Source organism: Dyadobacter sp. HNCC25DJ183, from assembly GCF_056895175.1.
The window spans coordinates 47,096-66,915 of record NZ_JBXHAP010000010.1 but is presented as its reverse complement, the minus strand read 5'-3'; the positions used below and the strand labels follow the sequence as shown (position 1 = coordinate 66,915).

17 protein-coding genes are annotated in these 19,820 nt (G+C 47.2%); 12 read left to right on the top strand and 5 right to left on the bottom strand.

Annotated elements, in window-relative coordinates:
- Window positions 1-135: 135 nt before the first annotated feature.
- Window positions 136-723: a hypothetical protein gene (locus tag AC1XTG_RS23425; RefSeq protein ID WP_484843654.1), complete on the bottom strand. Its 588-nt coding sequence runs from the start codon at window positions 721-723 to the stop codon at window positions 136-138.
- A 107-nt stretch (window positions 724-830) separates the two neighbouring features.
- Between AC1XTG_RS23425 and AC1XTG_RS23420 the strand changes: the two genes are divergently transcribed.
- The 4 genes from AC1XTG_RS23420 (at window position 831) to AC1XTG_RS23405 (ending at window position 8,400) form a co-directional block, all read left to right on the top strand.
- Complete coding sequence (locus AC1XTG_RS23420; protein WP_484843653.1) at window positions 831-3,914, top strand: PVC-type heme-binding CxxCH protein; 3,084 nt, start codon at window positions 831-833, stop codon at window positions 3,912-3,914.
- 89 nt (window positions 3,915-4,003) lie between these two features.
- Entirely contained in the window at window positions 4,004-4,258 is a 255-nt protein-coding gene (locus AC1XTG_RS23415; RefSeq protein ID WP_056291301.1) for a hypothetical protein, read from the top strand.
- A gap of 415 nt (window positions 4,259-4,673) precedes the next feature.
- Window positions 4,674-7,382 (top strand): PVC-type heme-binding CxxCH protein, encoded by a 2,709-nt coding sequence (locus AC1XTG_RS23410; protein WP_484843652.1) that lies wholly within the window; start codon window positions 4,674-4,676, stop codon window positions 7,380-7,382.
- Window positions 7,383-7,473: 91 nt separating this feature from the next.
- A complete protein-coding gene (locus tag AC1XTG_RS23405) occupies window positions 7,474-8,400 on the top strand; it encodes a hydroxypyruvate isomerase family protein (protein ID WP_056291299.1) in 927 nt (308 codons plus the stop codon).
- A gap of 212 nt (window positions 8,401-8,612) precedes the next feature.
- Here the strand turns inward: AC1XTG_RS23405 and AC1XTG_RS23400 are convergent, their stop codons facing one another.
- On the bottom strand, window positions 8,613-8,924 hold the full coding sequence (locus AC1XTG_RS23400) for an isoamylase early set domain-containing protein (protein WP_056291297.1): 312 nt from the start codon (window positions 8,922-8,924) through the stop codon (window positions 8,613-8,615).
- A gap of 149 nt (window positions 8,925-9,073) precedes the next feature.
- Entirely contained in the window at window positions 9,074-11,335 is a 2,262-nt protein-coding gene (locus AC1XTG_RS23395; protein WP_484843651.1) for a TonB-dependent receptor, read from the bottom strand.
- 208 nt (window positions 11,336-11,543) lie between these two features.
- Between AC1XTG_RS23395 and AC1XTG_RS23390 the strand changes: the two genes are divergently transcribed.
- Entirely contained in the window at window positions 11,544-11,954 is a 411-nt protein-coding gene (locus AC1XTG_RS23390) for a DoxX family protein (RefSeq protein ID WP_484843650.1), read from the top strand.
- Between the two features lie 58 nt (window positions 11,955-12,012).
- Here the strand turns inward: AC1XTG_RS23390 and AC1XTG_RS23385 are convergent, their stop codons facing one another.
- Entirely contained in the window at window positions 12,013-12,984 is a 972-nt protein-coding gene (locus tag AC1XTG_RS23385) for an aldo/keto reductase (RefSeq protein WP_484843649.1), read from the bottom strand.
- 153 nt (window positions 12,985-13,137) lie between these two features.
- On the opposite strand from AC1XTG_RS23385, the gene AC1XTG_RS23380 reads away from it, so the two are divergent.
- The 6 genes from AC1XTG_RS23380 to AC1XTG_RS23355 all read left to right on the top strand — a co-directional run bounded on the left by AC1XTG_RS23380 (window position 13,138) and on the right by AC1XTG_RS23355 (window position 18,733).
- Window positions 13,138-13,902, top strand: coding sequence for a M23 family metallopeptidase (locus tag AC1XTG_RS23380; protein WP_484843648.1), 765 nt, complete (start codon window positions 13,138-13,140; stop codon window positions 13,900-13,902).
- Between the two features lie 67 nt (window positions 13,903-13,969).
- Window positions 13,970-15,256, top strand: a complete 1,287-nt coding sequence (locus AC1XTG_RS23375) for an aminotransferase class V-fold PLP-dependent enzyme (protein WP_484843647.1) — start codon at window positions 13,970-13,972, stop codon at window positions 15,254-15,256.
- Window positions 15,257-15,454: 198 nt separating this feature from the next.
- The gene (locus tag AC1XTG_RS23370) at window positions 15,455-16,072 is read left to right on the top strand and encodes a Cj0371 family chemotaxis-regulating polar lipoprotein (protein WP_484843646.1); all 618 of its coding nucleotides are present in this window, start codon (window positions 15,455-15,457) and stop codon (window positions 16,070-16,072) included.
- A 10-nt stretch (window positions 16,073-16,082) separates the two neighbouring features.
- Window positions 16,083-17,255: a glutathionylspermidine synthase family protein gene (locus AC1XTG_RS23365; RefSeq protein ID WP_484843645.1), complete on the top strand. Its 1,173-nt coding sequence runs from the start codon at window positions 16,083-16,085 to the stop codon at window positions 17,253-17,255.
- A 244-nt stretch (window positions 17,256-17,499) separates the two neighbouring features.
- A complete protein-coding gene (locus AC1XTG_RS23360) occupies window positions 17,500-17,832 on the top strand; it encodes a hypothetical protein (RefSeq protein WP_056291284.1) in 333 nt (110 codons plus the stop codon).
- 157 nt (window positions 17,833-17,989) lie between these two features.
- A complete protein-coding gene (locus AC1XTG_RS23355; RefSeq protein WP_484843644.1) occupies window positions 17,990-18,733 on the top strand; it encodes an SDR family NAD(P)-dependent oxidoreductase in 744 nt (247 codons plus the stop codon).
- Here the strand turns inward: AC1XTG_RS23355 and AC1XTG_RS23350 are convergent.
- Window positions 18,727-19,077, bottom strand: coding sequence for a cupin domain-containing protein (locus tag AC1XTG_RS23350; RefSeq protein ID WP_484843643.1), 351 nt, complete (start codon window positions 19,075-19,077; stop codon window positions 18,727-18,729). The genes AC1XTG_RS23355 and AC1XTG_RS23350 overlap by 7 nt on opposite strands.
- 271 nt (window positions 19,078-19,348) lie before the next feature.
- Between AC1XTG_RS23350 and AC1XTG_RS23345 the strand changes: the two genes are divergently transcribed.
- Window positions 19,349-19,759, top strand: coding sequence for a hypothetical protein (locus AC1XTG_RS23345; RefSeq protein WP_056291281.1), 411 nt, complete (start codon window positions 19,349-19,351; stop codon window positions 19,757-19,759).
- The last annotated feature ends 61 nt before the right edge of the window (window positions 19,760-19,820 follow it).

The following is a 19,820-nucleotide window of genomic DNA, read 5'->3' as shown; positions in this document are numbered from 1 at the left end:
AGGCTGCTGTTTAGAAAGTACTTTGAAATGCAAAGTAAATTTTTAAAACTGATTAAACCTATCACTTGGCGCGATAAAATTTAAGCTAACGCAAACTGCTTAGCAAAAGGGAATGAAAGGGTAACCGCGTCCCGTTCAGGGTTTTGCCGGGTTGATCATGATATGCGCGCGGTGCGTTCCGGGATCCATGATCCAGGGCATTCCGGCTACATCGGGTTTCAATGGAAGACCGGTACTTTCGGCAGTAGCAAACGGAATGTAAACCACGTAACGCAGGTAGCCGTTTTTCAGATTCCCCGTAGCGGCATCGTAGTTGTCCATTGTTCCGGACAGTACGAATAGCGTGGAAGATTGCTTGGGCATGCGCAGTGTTCCGTCTTTTGCTTCTTTCTCCCGCGTATCGAATATTTCCTTCGCGTTTTTACCTTCCTTCGTCAGCACCCGCCCGCGTTCCATGAATGGTTCCAGGTCAGCGTGGTAGCAGGAAACGCCGATATCAGCCTTTTTCGGATTGTCAGCCAGGCACACGTAGTCGTTTGTTCCCTCGCGAAGTACAGTAAACGTTCCGTCTGACGAGTAGCCATAAACCTTCGCGCCAGCCTGCTTTTCAGAGGGTGCAGCGAGGACAGCAGTCTTGATCTGAATGTCAGGCGAAGGAATTTTTTGAGCTGCTGCAGGTAGTGCCAGAGCGGCCGCGATGATGGAAAAAAAAGTCTTGTTCATGATAGTAAATGACAGGTGGATTGTCTCTTATACTCTAAAAATAGTAATCTTTAATGTAAGGATCACACAATAGGGTCCGGCTTTCCGGATCACCACGATTTCACCCCATGAACTTAAAAAAATCCCTGATACTATTTCCGGCAGCCTGCCTGCTGGCTGGTCTGACCGTCGCTACTTACCAGCGGTCCAATCCAAGTACTTTACAGAGCGCCACGCTCGATAGTCTTTATAAAGATCTTACGGAGACTCAAAAACGGTCGCCCAAATACGCAGTGGCTGGTTTACAGGTAACCAATGGACTGGAAGCTACATTGTTTGCATCGGAGCCGATGATCACCAATCCTACCAACATTGATGTCGATGAGCTGGGCCGGGTTTGGGTTTGCGAGGCTTACAATTACCGCCCGGCGATCAATGGAAACCCGACCAAAAATGAGGGCGACAGGATTATGGTTCTGGAAGATACCGACGGAGACGGGAAATCGGACAAAAGCACTGTTTTTTATCAGGGAAAGGAAATCAATGCGCCGCTTGGGATTTGGGTAATGGGCAATAAAGTGGTGGTTTCACAAAGTCCTTATGTGTGGCTTTTTACAGATGAAAATGGTGATTTAAAGGCTGATAAGAAAGAAGTTCTTTTTGAAGGAGTTGGGGGCGAGCAGCACGATCATGGTATGCACGCATTCGTTTTTGCACCTGACGGGAAGCTATATTTCAATTTTGGAAATGAAGGCGGACAGCTGCTCGACGGTAAGGGAAAGCCGATCGTCGACAAAAACGGTCAGGAAATTGACTTCAAGAAATTAAAGCAGGGAATGGTCTTTCGCTGCGATCCCGATTTTACCAATATCGAGGTTTTGGGAAATAATTTCAGGAATAACTATGAAGTGGCAGTCGACAGCTATGGTACCATGTGGCAGTCTGACAACGATGACGACGGAAATAAAGGTGTGCGGATCAACTATGTGATGCAACACGGAAATTACGGGTATACAGACGAAGTGACCGGCGCAGGCTGGCGTGCCAACCGGACCAACATGGAAGATTCCATTCCGTATCGCCACTGGCATTTGAATGACCCTGGCGTGGTGCCTAATCTTCTTCAGACGGGCTCGGGCTCCCCTACGGGAATGGTAGTTTACGAAGGCAAGCTGCTGCCGAAGGAATTTTATGGTCAAATGATCCACTGCGAGCCTGGTCACAATGTACTGCGCTCCTATCCGGTTGAAAAATCAGGCGCGGGTTACACTGCCAAAATGGTGAATATTGTCGACGGGAAAAGAGACCAGTGGTTCAGGCCAAGTGATGTTTGCGTAGCACCAGACGGATCTCTGATCGTATCAGACTGGTATGATCCGGGCGTAGGCGGCCACCAGGCAGGTGACCAGCAGCGTGGCAGAATTTACCGCATTGCTCCGGCAAATACACCTTACCGCATCAAGAAGGCAGATTTCTCAACAGCAGCAGGCGCGGTAGAGGCACTGCAAAGTCCTAACCTTTCGGTGCGCTTCCTTGCTTGGAATGCATTGGAGAAAATGCAGGCTCAGACTGTCCCTGCTCTGGAGAAGTTGTTTAAAGATAAAAAGGCAGATTACAGGATGCGCGCCCGTGCTTTATGGGTTTTGAGTAAATGGCCTGCCACAAGCAAAAAGAATATCGATTTGGCCATTAAAGATCTAAACCCGGATATGCGCATTGCAGGCTTGCGGGCTGCAAGTGAAGTAAAAGGAGCAGATGTAACAGGTTATATCAGGATTTTGGCCAAAGACAAAGACACGCAGGTTCGTAGAGAATGCGCATTGATCCTGCATCATAACAATTCGCCGCAATCCGCTGAACTGTGGGCAGAACTGGCCAGGCAGTACGATGGAAAAGACCGGTGGTACCTGGAAGCACTGGGTATTGGTGCAGATGGACAATGGGATAGTTTTATCAAAGCCTGGAAAGCAAAAGCAGGTACAAATCCGATAGCAACCCAGGCGGGCAAGGACATTGTCTGGCGGTCGCGCGGGAAAGAATCTCTGCCGCTGCTCGCATCCCTCGCTGGTGATCCGAATGTGGACCTGAAAAGCCGGCTGCGTTATTTCCGCGCATTCGATTTCAATGAAGCGCCTAATGAAAAATCACTCGCCTTGCTAAAAATCATGAAAGGTTCGGCGCCGGAACAGGAAAAGGTAAATGAGCTCGCATTGCGGCACCTCGACCCTGCTTTTGTAAAACAAAATACAGAAGCAATGGCGGCTTTGAAAAAAATGCTGGATACTTCGTACGGTACTCCGGCCTATCTTGAACTGGTAACAAAATACGAGTTAGCTTCTGAAAACCAGCGTTTACTGGATATGGCGGTGAGCCAGTCGGCAACAAGGAATGGTGCTGCTGCGGCTTCCCAACTGATGAAGCAGGGCGGCTCGGACCTTGTTTGGGGTACGATTAAGGGAGGGGATAATGCAAAAAGCGAGCAGATACTTGCTGCGCTCAAATCGGCAGGCGGAAAAGAGACGCTGGAAATTTTGAAGAAGGTTGCGACGGATGACAAGTATCCGCTGTCGCAGCGCATTGTAGCTGCCAAGTCACTGGGCGGTACGATGAGCGGGGAGGATCAGATACTGGAACTTCTTAAAGACGGTAAGCTCACCGGGGAGGTGAAAGTTGCGGCAGTGAAAGGATTGAGCGGCGCGTGGCGGAAATCGGTGAAAATGGAGGCAGCCAAATACATGGACGGAGCTACAATTGCCGCACGCAAGCACCCGGAAACCAAGGAGTTGATCGGAATGAAAGGCGATGCAGCAAAGGGTAAGCAGATTTTTACAAACTACTGCTCGGTATGCCACCAGGTGAATGGGGAGGGAATGGATTTCGGTCCTAAGTTGTCGGAAATCGGGAGCAAACTGCCGAAGGAAGCGCAATACTCGGCTATTTTCGAGCCGAGCGCAGGGATCGGATTTGGCTATGAAGGCTTCGAAGTAACTTTTAAAGATGGTTCTGTCGTGTCGGGTATCGTTGCCAGCAAAACAGAAACAGACCTGATCCTCAAATTCCCGGGCGGATCGACGCAGGAATACAAAATGTCGCAAGTGAAATCCATGAAGCAGCTCAAAGATTCCATGATGCCCGCCGGCTTGCAGGACGCCATGACAACCGACGAGCTGGTCAGTCTGGTAGATTATCTGAGTGGTTTGAAGAAGAAGTAAGGGGTTGGGTTAGGGTGACACGATATATTGCTGAGTTGAAACTTACCTGGTAAGCGCATGAACTTGAAAAAGTTTAGTAAATTCAGATTATGAACACGGTAAGAGTTGAAATTGAAGACGATAAGGATATTCCTCAACTGGAAAAGTTGTTGACTGAGCTTGGCTACAAATTCTATTTTGAATTTGAACCGGAAGAATCAGCTATTATCCCTGAAGCAGCGCTTTTCGGGATAGCTGAGGGGCTGAAAGACAGAAATGAGGGAAAGGTGTTTGATAACTTTCAGGCTCGTCAGCGTATCGACCGGAAAATATCCGAAATGCAACAAAAGGCCGGAGGGCAGTGACAGCAATACACTGGACCAATCGTGCCATTGTTGACTATGAGGTTTTAACTGAATATCTCTTTGAAACTTGGAGCGAAGGAATTGCTTTAAGAGTTCTATCTGAGATTGACCATCAGATTGAGAGAGTTCGACAAAGTCCACTTCAATTCCCGGTTGTTGAGCCCAAAACGCAGATCAGGCGCTGCGTAGCATCTCCACAAACTTCTATTTTCTTCGTGATTGAGCCTGAGAGTATACTGTTATTATCGATTTTCGACAATAGGTTGGACCCTCAAAAGCGGCCGGGGTAAGTTGTGCTTTTCTCCTCTGTAACCTTATTTTACTTCTTGTATCTTTTCAAAACTTCTCTTCCTTATTCAGGAAACATCAGGTATTTTTAAATGTTTTTTGAGAGTTTGAATCATCCGAGGCCGTTTTGAAACCATTCCATTCTTTTAAGTCTGCATTCCTTTTTACCGTAGTTACATTCCTCCTTCCTGCTTACGGGTTTTGTCAAGTTACCGATTCGACAGCTGTTGACTCTGTGGCTGTTATCAGTCCCGACAGCGCTTATGCATTGCTCTCTGAACCTGAAAAGCGGTTTTCCAGGAATGCAGTGGCAGGCCTGAAAGTGGCCGACGGACTCGAAGCATCCCTTTTTTCATCTGAACCGAACATTATCAATCCGATCAATATCGATGTGGATCACCGGGGCAGGGTATGGGTTTGCGAAGCCTACAATTACCGGCCGGCAGTCAACGGTAAGTCTGAGCTCGGAATGGGCGACAGGATCATGATTTTGGAGGACAAAGACGGTGACGGGAAAGCCGATGTTACCAAAGTTTTTTACCAGGGACCGGAGATCAACGCGCCGCTTGGTATTTGGGTAATGGGCAATAAGGCGATCGTTTCGCAAAGTCCGTACGTCTGGCTTTTTACAGATACCAACGGCGACGATAAAGCAGATACCAAAGAGGTTTTGTTCAAAGGGATCGGCGGTACCCAGAGTGACGCAGGTGTGCACGCATTTGTTTTCGGGCCGGATGGGAAATTTTACTTCAATTTCGGAAATGCAGGCAGGCAGCTCGTTGATGGTCAGGACAGGCCGCTGCTGGACAAATATGAAAGACCCATTGATTTTCGTCAATTCAAACAAGGGGTGGTTTTTCGCTGTGAACAGGATTTTACCAAAGTGGAGATCATGGCGGAGAACTTCCGCAACGGTTTTGAAGTAGCAGTGGATAGTTACGGGACTATGTGGCAGTCGGACCAGGAAGAGCCTGGCAACGGTGGCGACAGGGTTTCATACGTAATGGAAAACGGAAACTTCGGATATATAGATGAAATGACGGGCGCAAGCTGGCGGCTCAACCGCACGAACCTTGAAGACGAAGTGCCGCGCCGTCACTGGCACCAGAATGATCCGGGCGTAATACCCAATCTGCTGGAAACGGGTTCGGGCTTTCCGATGGGTATGACCATCTACGAAGGAGAGTTGTTGCCAAGGCGCTACTGGGACCAGATCCTGCTCGCCGATGCCGGCCAGCGTTATGTAAGTGCATTTCCGGTAGAGAATGACGGGGCAGGGTATAAGTCGAAAGGAATTGATCCGATCGTGGAAGGTACCCGCGATAAATGGTTCAGGCCGACTGACGTTTGTGTTGCACCTGACGGTTCACTGATCATTTCTGACTGGTATGATCCTGTAATCGGCTCTAATAAAATGAAAGACAAAAGTAGGGGGCGGATTTTCAGGATAGCGCCAAAAGGTACACCTTATAAAATACCTGTTTTTGATCTGAGCAAACCAGAAGAAGCAGTGAAGGCGCTTCAAAGTCCTAACCTGTCGATGCGGTACCTCGCCTGGAACGCTTGTGTAAAACATGGCTGGGCTGCGGAGCCTTATCTGGAAGAATTATTTAATCAATATAATGCAAATCCAAAGCTGCGCGCACGTGCATTGTGGGTCTTGAACCGGATTGAAGGTTTTAATTACAGAAGTCTGGATATCGGGTTCCGCCATCTGAACCCGAATATCAGAATAACCGCATTGCGTGCAGTAAGACAGCGGAACAGTGATCCAACAGAATATATCAAGAGACTTACTTCCGATCCTGATCCCCAGGTAAGAAGAGAATGCGCGCTCGCGATCAACCATAACCATACCTATGAAGCTTTGGATGTATGGTTGCAGCTGGCGAAACAGTATAAAGGAAATGACCGCTGGACTGTTGAAGCTTTAAGTATTGGTGCATTCGATCAATGGGAGCGAATTTTTCCGGCCTGGCTCGAAAGACAAAAAGGTAAACCAACTGCAACCGACGCGGGAAAAGATATTGTCTGGCTGGCTCGCACGCGCCAGGCTATTCCGTACCTGACCGAGGCCGCTGCGGATACTTCTGTTGATTTCAAAAGCCGGTTAAGGTATTTCCGTGCATTCGACTTTTTCCGGGCAGGTTATGAAAAGTCGCAGGCGCTGCTTAATGTATTGTCTGTGCCTTCCAGCGATCGCATTGAGGTAAGCAAGCTTGCATTGCTGCATTTGGACAAATCTTTCGTGACCAACTCCCAGCAAGGATTGACTGCGCTCAACAAGCTGCTCGATGAAACTTATGGTACCGAGCACTACATTGATTTGATGACGAGGTATGCGCTCGAATCGGAAAATGACAGACTGCTGAAAATGGCTATTGAAAAATCAGACGACGTGCTGGGAAGAGATGCCGGTGCATTGCTGCTTGAACAAGCGGGTATCAGCTATGTGAATGATAAGCTGGCAGCTTTGAACGATGCCAAAAAGATCGCACTCCTTGCTTCTTTCCAAACAGTAGGCAGCAGCGAATCCGTTTACCTGCTGCGTTCTATGGCGGTTAATACGAACGAATCGGCGCAGGTGAGGGAGAATGCAGCCAAATTCCTGGGTGCGAGCTGGCCGGGTGAAGAGGCGGTTGTCAAGCTGCTGAACGAAGACAGGCTCGCCGGAGGTGTAAGAGAGGCTGCTTTGGATGGCGTACGAAATGCATTCCGGGAAGAAATAAAGGCACAGCTTGCTCCCTATTTCCCTAAGCCGAAAGTAGAAGAGGCTGAGGTAGCACCTGCCAAGCCAGCTTCTAAAAAAGAGCGTCGCCGACGTCGCAGATCTTAGTCTAAAAACGCTTTTTAAAATAATAGAGGCAGTTTTGAGGTAAATTGTCTTTTCCAATTTCTTTACATCCTAAACATAACTAACGAAAAATATGCTTCGTAGAAATTTTGTAAAATCTACATTAGGTCTCGCGGGAGCCGCAGTTGCAGCTGAAACTGCATTTGCCGGTCAAACTGCTCCCACTGCCAAAAACCAGTTCAAGCTTAAATACGCACCGCATTTTGGAATGTTCCAGAACAAAGCTGGAAAAGATGTGATTGATCAGCTGAAATTCATGGCTGATAATGGATTTATGGCGCTGGAAGATAATGGTATGATGGGCAGACCAGTGCAGGAGCAAGAGAAAATCGCGAAGGAAATGACGCGCCTCGGCATGCAAATGGGCGTTTTCGTGGTTGACAAAGGCGGCAATGGAGCTAACACGCTGGCAGCAGGAAAGCAGGAGTATATCGATATTTTCCTGAATGGATGTAAAAAAGCGGTTGAAGTTGCCAAGCGCGTAAATGCAAAATGGATGACGGTAGTGCCCGGCGATTTCGAAAGAAACCTGCCGATAGGTGTGCAAACCGGAAATGTAATAGATGCATTGCGCCGCGGCGCCGAGATACTCGAACCGCACGGGCTGGTGATGGTTTTGGAACCACTTAGTGACAGTCCAAACCTGTTCCTCCGTACTTCCGAGCAGACTTACGAGATCTGCCGCGGTGTTAACAGTAAATCCTGCAAGATACTTTACGATATCTACCACATGCAGAAAAACGAAGGCCGCCTGATTTACAACATCGATAAAACATGGAGTGAGATCGATTACTTCCAGATCGGCGATGAGCCAGGCAGAAAAGAGCCGACTACGGGCGAGATCAACTACAAAAACATTTTCAAATACATCTACGACCGCAGCAAGAAGGAAAATAAATCTTTCATCATGGGAATGGAACACGGTAACTCCAAAGCCGGCGCAGAAGGCGAAGACGCACTGATTAAGGCGTATGTGGAGAGTGATGCGTTTGTGGTTTAGGGGGACTTCGGTGGTCGGCTGAGAGCTGTTAGCTGCTGGTACAGGCTTAAATAATTTGTCACCCTGAGCGCAGTCGAAGGGCATGTGCGGGAAGTTCTCGCACGTGCCCTTCGACTGCGCTCAGGGTGACAAAGGTAAATGACATAAAAAGGAACCTGGAAGTGATCTACTACTTCCGGGTTCCTTTTTATTGGCGACAGCCGACAGCCAAATTAGCTGCAAACAACTACTGAATTCTCCGACGCTTCGTCTACACCAGCTGGGACGTATTTATCTGCTTCCCAGTCATTTTCCCACTTCTCGTCATCAAGAATATAGCGGAACTGATGTTCGCCTGCACCTAGTTCAAGGCTCGTTTTGAATGATCCGTCTTTTTGCTTTTTAAGTACAAGTGCCTCTGGATTCCACTCATTAAACTCTCCAACAAGGGCAACTTTTTTCGCTTCGGCAGCAGCCTCAGCAGGAACTGTAAATGTTACTTTGTAAACAGATTTACTCTTTACAAACTGTTTCGTTAATGCCATAATTAAGTAGTGTTAAATAATTAATGAGACAAATATACAATCAATCTATATTCAAATCAATGAATATCAATACTGTATATGTTTTTACTCTTTGAAAAATCATAAACATGCCACTTCTTTCCATTTCCTGACGCGACCATTCAGGTGTTTCAATGCAATGTATAACGCATTCCAAGGAAGACCCTGCGCCCCTGATTCGGAGCGTAAACGTAAGAGGGATCAAAGGTAAGTCCATACGGATTTTCAGGTGTGGCAATCACTTGGCCCCGGTCGTTAAACTGTACTTTCTTGTCAAATGGATCATTGGATCGGGCAATGGAATTCGCAGGTGGCGTGAAGTTTAGCAGATTTTTGACACCTCCGTAAATTTCTATGCCATTGTCAAACTTCTTGGTGGCCTGGATATTTTGCAGAGACCACACCGGCGATCTCCGCGCCCGCGGGTCCATCTCGCTTAATACAGGCAAACGCATTGGTCCATACATGTTTCCGGTATAGTCGAACGAAATTCCCGCCTTCTGGATCTCGTAACTGACCGACCACACAGCCGTAAATTTTTCTGTTAAAACGGGACGGAATTTTGATCCGTTTTCAACCTGGTAATTGTCCATTAAAGTCCCACCCGCGATTATTTTCAGCGGGAACGAAAAGTTGAAGTCCAGGTTCAGGCTGATACCTTTTGACACGGCATACCCGTCCAGATTGTCGTAAATAATCTGGTTCGGATCGGTATCGTAGTCGGGTAAAATGCGGTTGGTGAAATGCGTGTAAAACAGCGATGCGTCAAGTCCGACAAATGAATTTCCCGTCACGATCTTTTTAACGAGGTTAAGATTGGCATTCCAACTCTGCTCCGGATTCAGTGCCTCTTTAACAATCACCTGCCGCGAGCCAGTCAATGCAGCATGATCTTCGGTAAATAAATTGACAATCCGGAAGCCCCGGCCCACATTGAGCCGGACCACGTCCGTCTGGTTAAACTTGAATTTGTAAGCTGCGCGCGGTGTGAAAATGCTTCCGTGGCGACTATTATAATCATACCGCGCTCCCAGCAGCAATGCATGGGCGCCCGCTTTGATTTCATCCTGGATAAAGAAACCCGGCAGGTAAATCTTGTCAGCGTGGTCCTGACCATCCAGGTACCTGGTTGCAGTGGTGTTATCATTATAAAAAGTGTATCGGAAAGGAGAGCCGATCAACAAATTATGCTTGCCGATTTCCTTATCCCAAAGCAGCTGCGCAAATGCGATTTTCTGATCGGCAAGAAAAGGTACATTCCCGTAAACCGAGTTCTGGTGATGCGAGCTGAATGAATATTGAAGTGTGATTTTCTCCTGTGTCGGAAGCTGATAATTGCCAAGTAACTCAAACCGGGAAGTATAAATGCTTTCGCCATATACCTCGTCGCCGCCGCGGTAGGACTTGTTCCAGTTCATCTGTCCACCCCAGCGGTCTTCATAGTAGTACCGCGCGGCAACATTGGCTTGTTTGTTGTTTTTGAGGTTAAAAGACCATTTGTTAAAAACCGAAATCCTGTTTTGCAGGGTAAGATCAGTAAATCCATCGCCATTATTGTCCAGCGGATTTTGATAATTGAAATAATTGAGCCCCAAAATCGCATTCACATTCTGAGCGGGGGAAAGTTTTACACCGAGGTCCAGATTGTAATCCAGCCAGCTGGTACTGAATGCATCTGCCGAAAATACAGGCGCTTTCGAAGGATTTTTCGTGATGATATTGATCAGCCCGCCTACTGCTTCCGAACCGTAAAGTGTTGACGCCGGACCCTTTACAATCTCAACCCTGTCAATCAGGCTGTTGGGGATACCGGACAGGCCGTATACCGTAGAAAGTCCGCTTACCATGGGCATACCGTCGATCAGTACCATTGTGTATGGACCTTCGAGCCCGTTCATGTGGATATCGCCGGTGTTGCACACGTTGCAGTTCAGTTGCGGACGTACGCCATTTACATAGCTAAGTCCCTCAAAAATGCTTGGTACCGGGTTTTTGTAAATGAATTTGGCCGTAATAATATCCACTGGTACCGGACTATCCAGTTTGGAAACTTCCTTCATCGTGCCGCTTATTACAACTTCATCGAGCGAATTTGCACCGGATTTCAGCACAAAGTTCTTCACCAGATCACGCTCGATCCGGACATTCTTCTCAACGACCGTCGGCATTGAAATGTAGCTTACCCGAATGGAATATACGCCGGAAGGAATGTTGGGAATGCGAAAATTTCCGAGTGTATCGGCAGTAGTACCCGTTTTTAGCTGGTCAATGTAAACCGAAGCACCAAAGGCGGTTTCCTGCCCGTTTTCGAGTGAAATGTTTCCGCTCAATGTATTCTGCGCCCGGGCCGATACACTAAGTACAATGAAAATCAATAGTATGCGTAGCTTCATAAAGTATTCAAAATATTTATTTAACCATCCCTGATCTTAAATTTAGGTAAATCTAAAATTATTACTTGGCATATAAAAATTTGCTAACCAGGCTTCACGAAATTTTTTTAGAAACTAAGTAGTGCCTTTATTCCGTTATTTGGTTCCAAAAAGATATTGACAGCCGCAAAGGATAGCGGCTGTCCGTCATTCACTCAAAAAATTACTTATGCTGAAAAAATTTTTGAAACCCATTAAGCTGCCCGCACCTGCGGATTTCGGAGTATTGATCCTGCGCGTGGGTATCTCCTGTTTGATGTTGACACACGGTTATGCCAAACTTTCGGGTTTTCTGGGCGGAGATCATTCTTTTGCCGACCCGATCGGGATAGGAGAGGAGCTGTCTTACATCCTGACTATTTTTGCGGAATTCGTATGTTCCATTCTGGTTATTCTGGGGCTGTTTACAAGAGCTGCATTGGTCCCGCTCATTTTTACGATGATAGTAGTTGTCTTCATCGTCCACGGTGCCGATCCTTTCGACAAGAAAGAACACGCAGTCTCCTTTTTGATCACTTACCTTACCCTGTTCTTCACAGGTCCGGGCAAATATTCGATTGACAGCAAATTGTATCGTTAATCCATTTGAATGCACATAAAAAAAACCGCCCTGATATCCGGGTCGGTTTTTTTATGTGCTATTGAGACCACTCTGTTGGCTTCCGGTCCCAGCGATGAATCTTCATTTTTTGGGCTACCTCTGGTGAAAGCAGGTTTCCGTCACTCACAGCTACATTAGAGCGCACGTGCGGCAGCTTCCGCATTCCCGGGATCGTCGTATGTACGTCCGGGTTGTTGAGGATAAATCGCAATGCAAGCTCAGGCATGCTCATTCCTTCCGGTATATCCGCTTTCAAAGCTTCTGCGTGTTCAACACTTGAATGGAGATTTTCGGGCACAAAGTAGGTAGCGCGCCAATCGTCGGCCGGGAATACAGTATCTTTTGTCAAAGTGCCTGTCAATGTACCCTCATCAAAAGGAACCCGCGCGATCACGGCAATATCCAGCTCGCGACAAAGCGGGAAAAGATTGTCTTCCGGTGCCTGGTCAAAGATATTGTAGATTACCTGCACTGCGTCGATCAGGCCGGTTTTCAAGGTTTCCAATGCATTATCCGGCTCCCAGCGGTTAATACTGATTCCCCAGTTTGCCACTTTCCCTTGCTGCGTAAGCTTTTGAACTGCTTCTTTCCATTCATCTTCCTGCGCCCAGGCATCTTCCCAGACGTGGAATTGCAGCAGGTCAATCTGCTCGGTACCGAGGTTTTGCAGGCTTTTTTCGGTATATTCAATAATGTAGTCGGCGGGAAAAACGTCGGCTAGCCTGAACTCAGGCCGGGAAGGCCACTGGCGGTTTTTAGGCGGAATTTTGGTGGCAGCATAAAGCTTGCGACCTGCATTTCTCTTAATAAGCTCACCTAATATGCGCTCGCTCAAACCTTCGCCGTAGCCCCAGGCTGTATCAAAAAAGTTAACGCCCGATGCTACTGCCAGATCGAGCGAATCATCAGTTTCCTTACGGTCGGAGCCAGACCAGCCGGCGAGGCCCCACATGCCGTAACCTATCTCGCTCACCTGCCAATTAGTGCGTCCAAAACGACGGTATTGCATTTGATTTCAGTTTTAGTGTTCCGGGTTTAAAGAAAAGCATAAATCCTTTTTAATGTAAATAGAAATACATTTGTAAGATATAATTTGTAAAAACAGGCAACTACCCAGTTGGCACAGGCAGCGGGGAAAGAATTCATGACAAAATTATTTTTGATGACAATAAAAAGAGCAGCGGGCTTGCTGTTGATCATCAGTGTTTCAGCTTTTATCAAAAAAAGTGAGTCTTCCGAAGACCTGGCAGCGTATTGCGCAGCATTTAACCAGATCCAGCTCGATATCAGGGACGGCGCCATTTCACCTGATTCGGCAAGAAAAGCATTTTCCGAAGTAATGGTCAATATCAGAAAGGCTGTGAAGCCGGATACCTGCCGGGGGATAGATTCCGCATATTTCGTTTATCCTGTCAAAGGATATTCCCCACGTGAGTCCATTGGTTCAAGAGGGCGGGGTTACCGGCCGAACGGATTCGATCTCTTCGACCGGGAAGTAGCAGGCAGTCACCCCGCACACGATTTGTTCGTGCGCGACAAGGACCAGGATAATCTCGATGACCGCACGTGGAAACCCATTGATATACTTTCATTTACCTCGGGCATTGTGCTGGCCACCGAAACGGGCTGGAAGTACGATAGTGAGCTGCGTGGCGGCAACTGGATCTGGATCTATGATCCCTGCCTGGACGGACTTTTCTATTATGCCCACAATAATATCGTCGAAGTACAGCCCGGACAAAGCGTGAAGGCAGGCGACAAAATAGCCGAAATGGGCAGGAGCGGCTACAATGCATACAAACAAAGATCGCCTACGCACGTGCATTTAATGTACCTGCAACTGGATAGTTTGGGTATGCCGGAGCCTTACAATACTTATGAATGGATGCTGCAATCTACCGTGAAGAGTGACCCGGAAATGGATTGATTGGGATTGCTGCATTTTATTAATAAATTGTAGCTGACTCAATTACTATTCCCCCTAAGCCACTTTTATGAACAATCGCCGGTCCTTTTTTAAAAAGAGCGCAGCCCTCGGTATGGGCGCTTTTGGTGTCGACAGCCTTTTCAACGAGATCCACGCCGAGCAGTTTAGCAATGCAGAACGGTTCTGGAAACCAGACAGCAATAATAACGAAGATTACTGGTCGGTGATCCAGGATGCTTATACTGCCAGTAAAAGCGAAATCATCATTCTGAACAATGGCGGCGTGTCGCCTTCTCCGATCGCGGTGCAGGAAGCTTTGGAAAAATACAACAAAGCGGCAGCCCAAGGCCCCTCTTACTACATGTGGCGCATTATGGATAAAGGCCGGGAGCCGCTGCGCCAGCGGCTCGCAGGGCTGGCAGGTTGTAATCCTGAGGAGATTGCGATCAACAGAAATGCGACCGAGGCACTGAATACCATCATCTTCGGATTGCCGCTCGAAAAAGGGGATGAGATTATCGGGACCATTCAGGATTATCCGAATATGATCCAGGCCTGGAAGCAGCGGCAAATGCGCGACGGGTTGGTTTACAAGCAACTATCTTTCGATTTTCCCATTGAAAATGACGATCAAATCGTAAAAGCATTCGCGGATGCGATTACCCCTAAAACCAAAATTATTCACGTTACCCACATTATTAACTGGGTCGGGCAGATTATGCCGGTGAAGAAGATCTGCCAGATGGCGCATGCAAAAGGCATTGAAGTGGTAGTGGACGGTGCACATACTTTCGGACTGCTCGACTATAAAATCCCTGATCTCGACTGCGATTACTTTGGTACAAGCCTGCATAAATTTTTGAGTGCGCCCGTCGGCAGCGGAATGATGTGGATCAAGAAGGATAAGATTGAAAAAATTTGGCCGCTGCTTTGCAACAGTCAGCCCAAAAGTGGCGATATCCGGAAATTTGAAACGCTGGGTACCAGAAGTTTTCCCATTGAACAGGCAATTGGCGAAGCGATCAATTTTCAGGAAGGAATTGGTTCAAAACGCAAGCAGGAGCGGGTGCATTATCTCAAAAAATACTGGGCAGAAAAGGCAGCACAGATCCCGGGTGTCAAAATCCATACTTCACTTAAACCCGAATTTTCATGTGCGATTGCCGGTGTGAGCGTCGACGGAATGAAGCCCGAAGAAGTTGACAGCAAGCTGATAAAAGATCACAAGATCCACACAGTGGGCATCAATTGGGAAAATATCCATTGTGTTCGGGTTACCCCCCACGTTTATACCAAATTAAGTGACCTGGACAGGCTGGTAGGCGCATTGGAAAAAATCGCCAAGAAGGCATAGTTCTTTACGTACAAACATGAGTGAGGCACGATCTGGTCACAGGTTGTGCCTTTGTTTTTAACAATAACAAACAGAACCGCTCGTAAAGTAATAGGGGATTTACACACACTCAATCACGCCACTCGCAAGATAATGCACACCGCGGGAGCAGTAAAAGCGTATTTTTAAGAATTGTCAGTAAAGAAACCAAAGGGTAATATGACACAAATCAAAAAAGGCTCTTTCATCAAGCATGTGAAAGATATCAGTATCGGCAGCGCGCTCGCTATCGCATTGCTGTCGGGAATGACATTGGGCAGCTGCTCTTCCAACCGGGAAGACGAGGAGGCTTACAGCTATGAAGAGACAAGTTACACCAAAGGTATCCGGTCGCATATCAAGGAAGTAAAGCCCGGTGAGTTCAAGATAACCGACGAGGAAAACGTAGCACCCGACAGCTCAGGCGCGATCGTAACTTACCTTGACGGACATACGGATAAACTGAGCCCCGAGGCAGCGAAGGCGCTTATCGATGAGGAAATCCGTACGAATCAGTCTTCCGTGGGGCATCATAGCGGGTTATCTTCCATGCTGCTCTATGGCGGAATGGGTTACCTGCTCGGACGCAACTCCAGCAATGGATATATGAACAATTACCGCAATGCAGGCGGGTCAGCGGCGCGGGGATTTTACAGCAATCCGTCTACCTATGACAAATCCCAGAGTACATTCAGGCAGGTCGACGCCTCACGCACCACGCGGACGGTAAGTTCGAGGCCGAGCAGCGGCAGAAAAGGATTTTTTGGAAGATCGTCGTCAGGCAGAAGCGGCGGGTAAAAATTTGATTATGGTTGAGATAAGAACATTGGTGGACGGGCCTGAACGGGCGTTCCAAAAAGCAGGCTGGGATTGGATGTTGGGTACTGACACAGTTCCTTATGTGGTGAATGCGGTAGCGGTAGTTAGTGAAGAGCAGGCTGCGCAGTACTATGCGGCGGCCAATACTTTATACGAAATGTTTGTGGAAGCCGGGCAGTACGTGATCGACAATCATTTATTCAAGGACCTCGGCATTCCTGAAAACCTGATCGAGCTGATCAAACTTTCGTGGGAGGATGAGCGGAACATTCACTTATACGGTCGGTTTGATCTTGCCGGCGGATTCGGGAACGATCAGGTGAAACTGATTGAATTCAATGCAGATACCGCAACCTGCATTCCGGAAACTGCGGTGGTACAATGGGCACATTTAAGAATGAACGGGCTTGACGAGGCACAGCAGTTCAATACTTTATATGAAAGCCTGGCAGATCAGTTCAGGTACCTTAAAGAAGTGAACCCTGACCTGACTCCTTCTATACTTTTTTCGACCATGCGGGATTATCCCGAGGACGAAACAAACGTGGCAGTACTTGCTGCCGCCGCACAGGAAGCAGGATTTGATACCGAATTTGCGTATATCGATGATGTTGAATTTTCAAATGGCGAGGGAATCTTTTTTCAGGATCCTACAACCGGCAATTTCATACGATTCGATTTTTGGTTTAAGCTGGTGCCTTGGGAGTACATTGGTTTCGATGAGCCCGAGCTGGCGACCATGCTGACTGAAATTGTCAGGAACCGGAAAGCAGTGGTGCTGAACCCGGCGTATACATTGCTTTTTCAGTCCAAGTACATTTTGAAGGTGTTATGGGACCTGTATCCGTACCATCCTCATTTGTTGCAGACCGAACGCTATGCGATCCCGCACAAGCAGTCGGTAAGCAAGGTGTTGTTCGGCAGAGAGGGAGCGAATGTATCGATACTGGAAAAAGGCGGCGACGTGATAGAAACTGCGGCAGGCGAGTACGGCGAGCAGAAGAAAATCTACCAGGAATATTTTCCATTTCCGACGGACCAGGAAGGAAAGAGTTACCAGGCGGGTGTTTTTCATGTGGGGGAAGCGTGCGGACTGGGCTTGCGGCGCGGTGGAAAAATCCTCGACAATACAGCGCAGTTCATAGGTCACATTGTTGAGTGAAAAATATTTTAGCGGCTGTCAGTCAATTTGTTGTGTATGTTTTTTACCCAAAACTTCCTGAAAATTTGCCGCTGGCTAACATATTCTACCGTTGGCTAAACTTTTTGATGGAAAACAGCATCGTGTGGTAATGTTTGTATTAAATATAATTCACTGGCTGGTACGAAAATTTTGATAAAATATTTGGGTTTTTACGTCGCCGCCAGAACATTCAACCATTCCGAAATTCTTAAACGCAACCGTTATGATACACGAGAAGATTTTTTACCTTAAAAGTGGCAGAGAAGTTAAAGTAGTAGTGAAAGGGTACTTCCTTAATGACAATCCGCAATTCAACACTGAATACGAAGTTTTAATCAAAGAACCCAAAGAGAAGTTCTTTCGCACACCCATCGGAACAAATCATCCTCAGTACTGGAAAATGAAGCGTTCCACAGCCCAACAGGCAAAAATGCTGCTCCTGGAATATAGCGGTATCTCGCAACGGCAAGTGAATCAGGCGGTTTCAGAATTCAACAAAGTAGTGAGCTTCCCTTCTGCACAGATCGGATTGCAATACGAAAGCGAGCTGGTTTAATTAAGGAAAGTCGCATTTCATATATACCCCACCGGATCCAAAAACAGGAGCCGGTTTTTTTGTGCCAAATCTGGATTATACCAATAGGGGCGGGATAGTAAAAAAAGTGTTATTTGCACTTATAAAAGGTCTCCTAAAATTCAACATTACCCTCAACATGCTTCATTTCAAGTCACAAGTAGCTGTTATTACAGGCGCGGCCTCCGGTTTGGGGCTGGTAATTGCGCACAAACTTTTAAATGAGGGCGCCAATGTAGGCTTACTGGATATGAATGAAAGTGGACTTTTAGAACATTTTGTCGGAAATCAGGAGCAAGAGGAAGTAGTAGGAGTGGATGTGACCGACGAAATGCAGGTGCAGCAGGCCATTGAGAAAGTAATAGCCCGTTTCGGCAAAATAGATATCCTGATTAACTGTGTCGGGATCACAGGGATAACCCAGGTGAAAAGTCACGAAGTGAGCAGCGAGAACCTGAAGAAAGTAATGGATGTGAATTTTATGAGCGCATTCTATACCTCAAAGGCGGTGTTACCCTATATGCTGGCTAGCAATTACGGCCGGATACTGCATGTTGCTTCCATTGCCGGGAAGGAAGGGAATGCAGGAATGCTGGCCTATTCTGCATCAAAAGCGGCAATAATCGGTATGACGAAAGTGCAGGGGAAAGAGTATGCCGAAACGGGTATTACGGTAAATGCACTGGCGCCGGCGGTAATTCAAACGCCCCTTGTAGCCGCGATGCCGGAGGCGCAGGTGCGGTATATGACCGATAAAATCCCGATGAAACGGTGCGGCACACTGGAAGAAGCAGCAAACATGGCTGCATTCATTGTTTCTCCTGAAAACAGTTTTACCACCGGCTTTACCTTCGATCTTTCAGGCGGACGTGCTACTTACTGATCCTGCTCCGTTTTTCTTTCCAGTTCAATAAAATCCTGGCGGGCAGGAGTGAAGCAGTCGATAACCTTGCATTGCGTATGTGCGACTGCGGAGTGGGGCGCATTCGAGGGAATGTAGGCCGTCATGCCACTTTTCAGCAGTTTCTTTTCTCCGAGGATTTCAAATTCAAGTTCACCTTCGAGCACGTGGCACCACTGTTCGTGAAAATGGCTGTGCTCAGGCAGTACAGTCCCGCTGTCAATCGTGAAATGGCCAAACGTTTGCTGTTCCGAGTGCGCCAGCGTCCCATAAATCCCATCCCATATTTTGACTACTCTTTTTGTGTTGAAATCGACGAAAGGCATGATTGTGAGCTGGAGAGTTTCATTAAAGGCCACATAATGTACAGAACTTCACCTGATCGGGTAATTAGTTCAGCAGTGTAAATGTCAACAAAAATGGGTGATTTACCGATCGTTTGACGCGACCAACCTTTAAAAAATTGAGTCTGCAAATAGGTGAGCAAAGGCATAGGAATGTATGATAGAGCACCAAATCAAATCTGTTTTTTTAAGCTGTACTAGCAGAGAGAAATAGAAATGGTGGTTTTCTATTGTTCAACAAAACTAAAATGAAATGAAAGCAAAAAAGTTAATGCTCGCACTATCCGCTTCGATTTTGCTGGTTGCCGGCTGTAAAGACAATGAAATAGATGCTGAGGACTCACAGTACATCACGATGACTTCACCGATGAAAAATCAGGAGGTACAGGATAGTGACAGCATCCGCGTGGATGCGACTATCAAGCCAAATTCAGGAGCAGTCGCGAGCTACCAAGTTTATTTGCTTGATAAAAAGGGCAAGAGAATGCACGAGACAAAAATAATGTGCGGCTGTGCAGACAAGGGCAACGTTGCCATCGACCTAGCATTTATGTATGATGTTAAAAAGACAAGTGATATGTACATACAGGTACAGGCCGAGCTTGAAGACGGAACACGCATCCACGAAGAAATGCCATTCAGGCTGGTAGATACCAAGAAATAGAGAAATTTTCATACTCAATAAAGCACAGCCAATCTTCAATTGCCTGCCGGACAGCGCATGC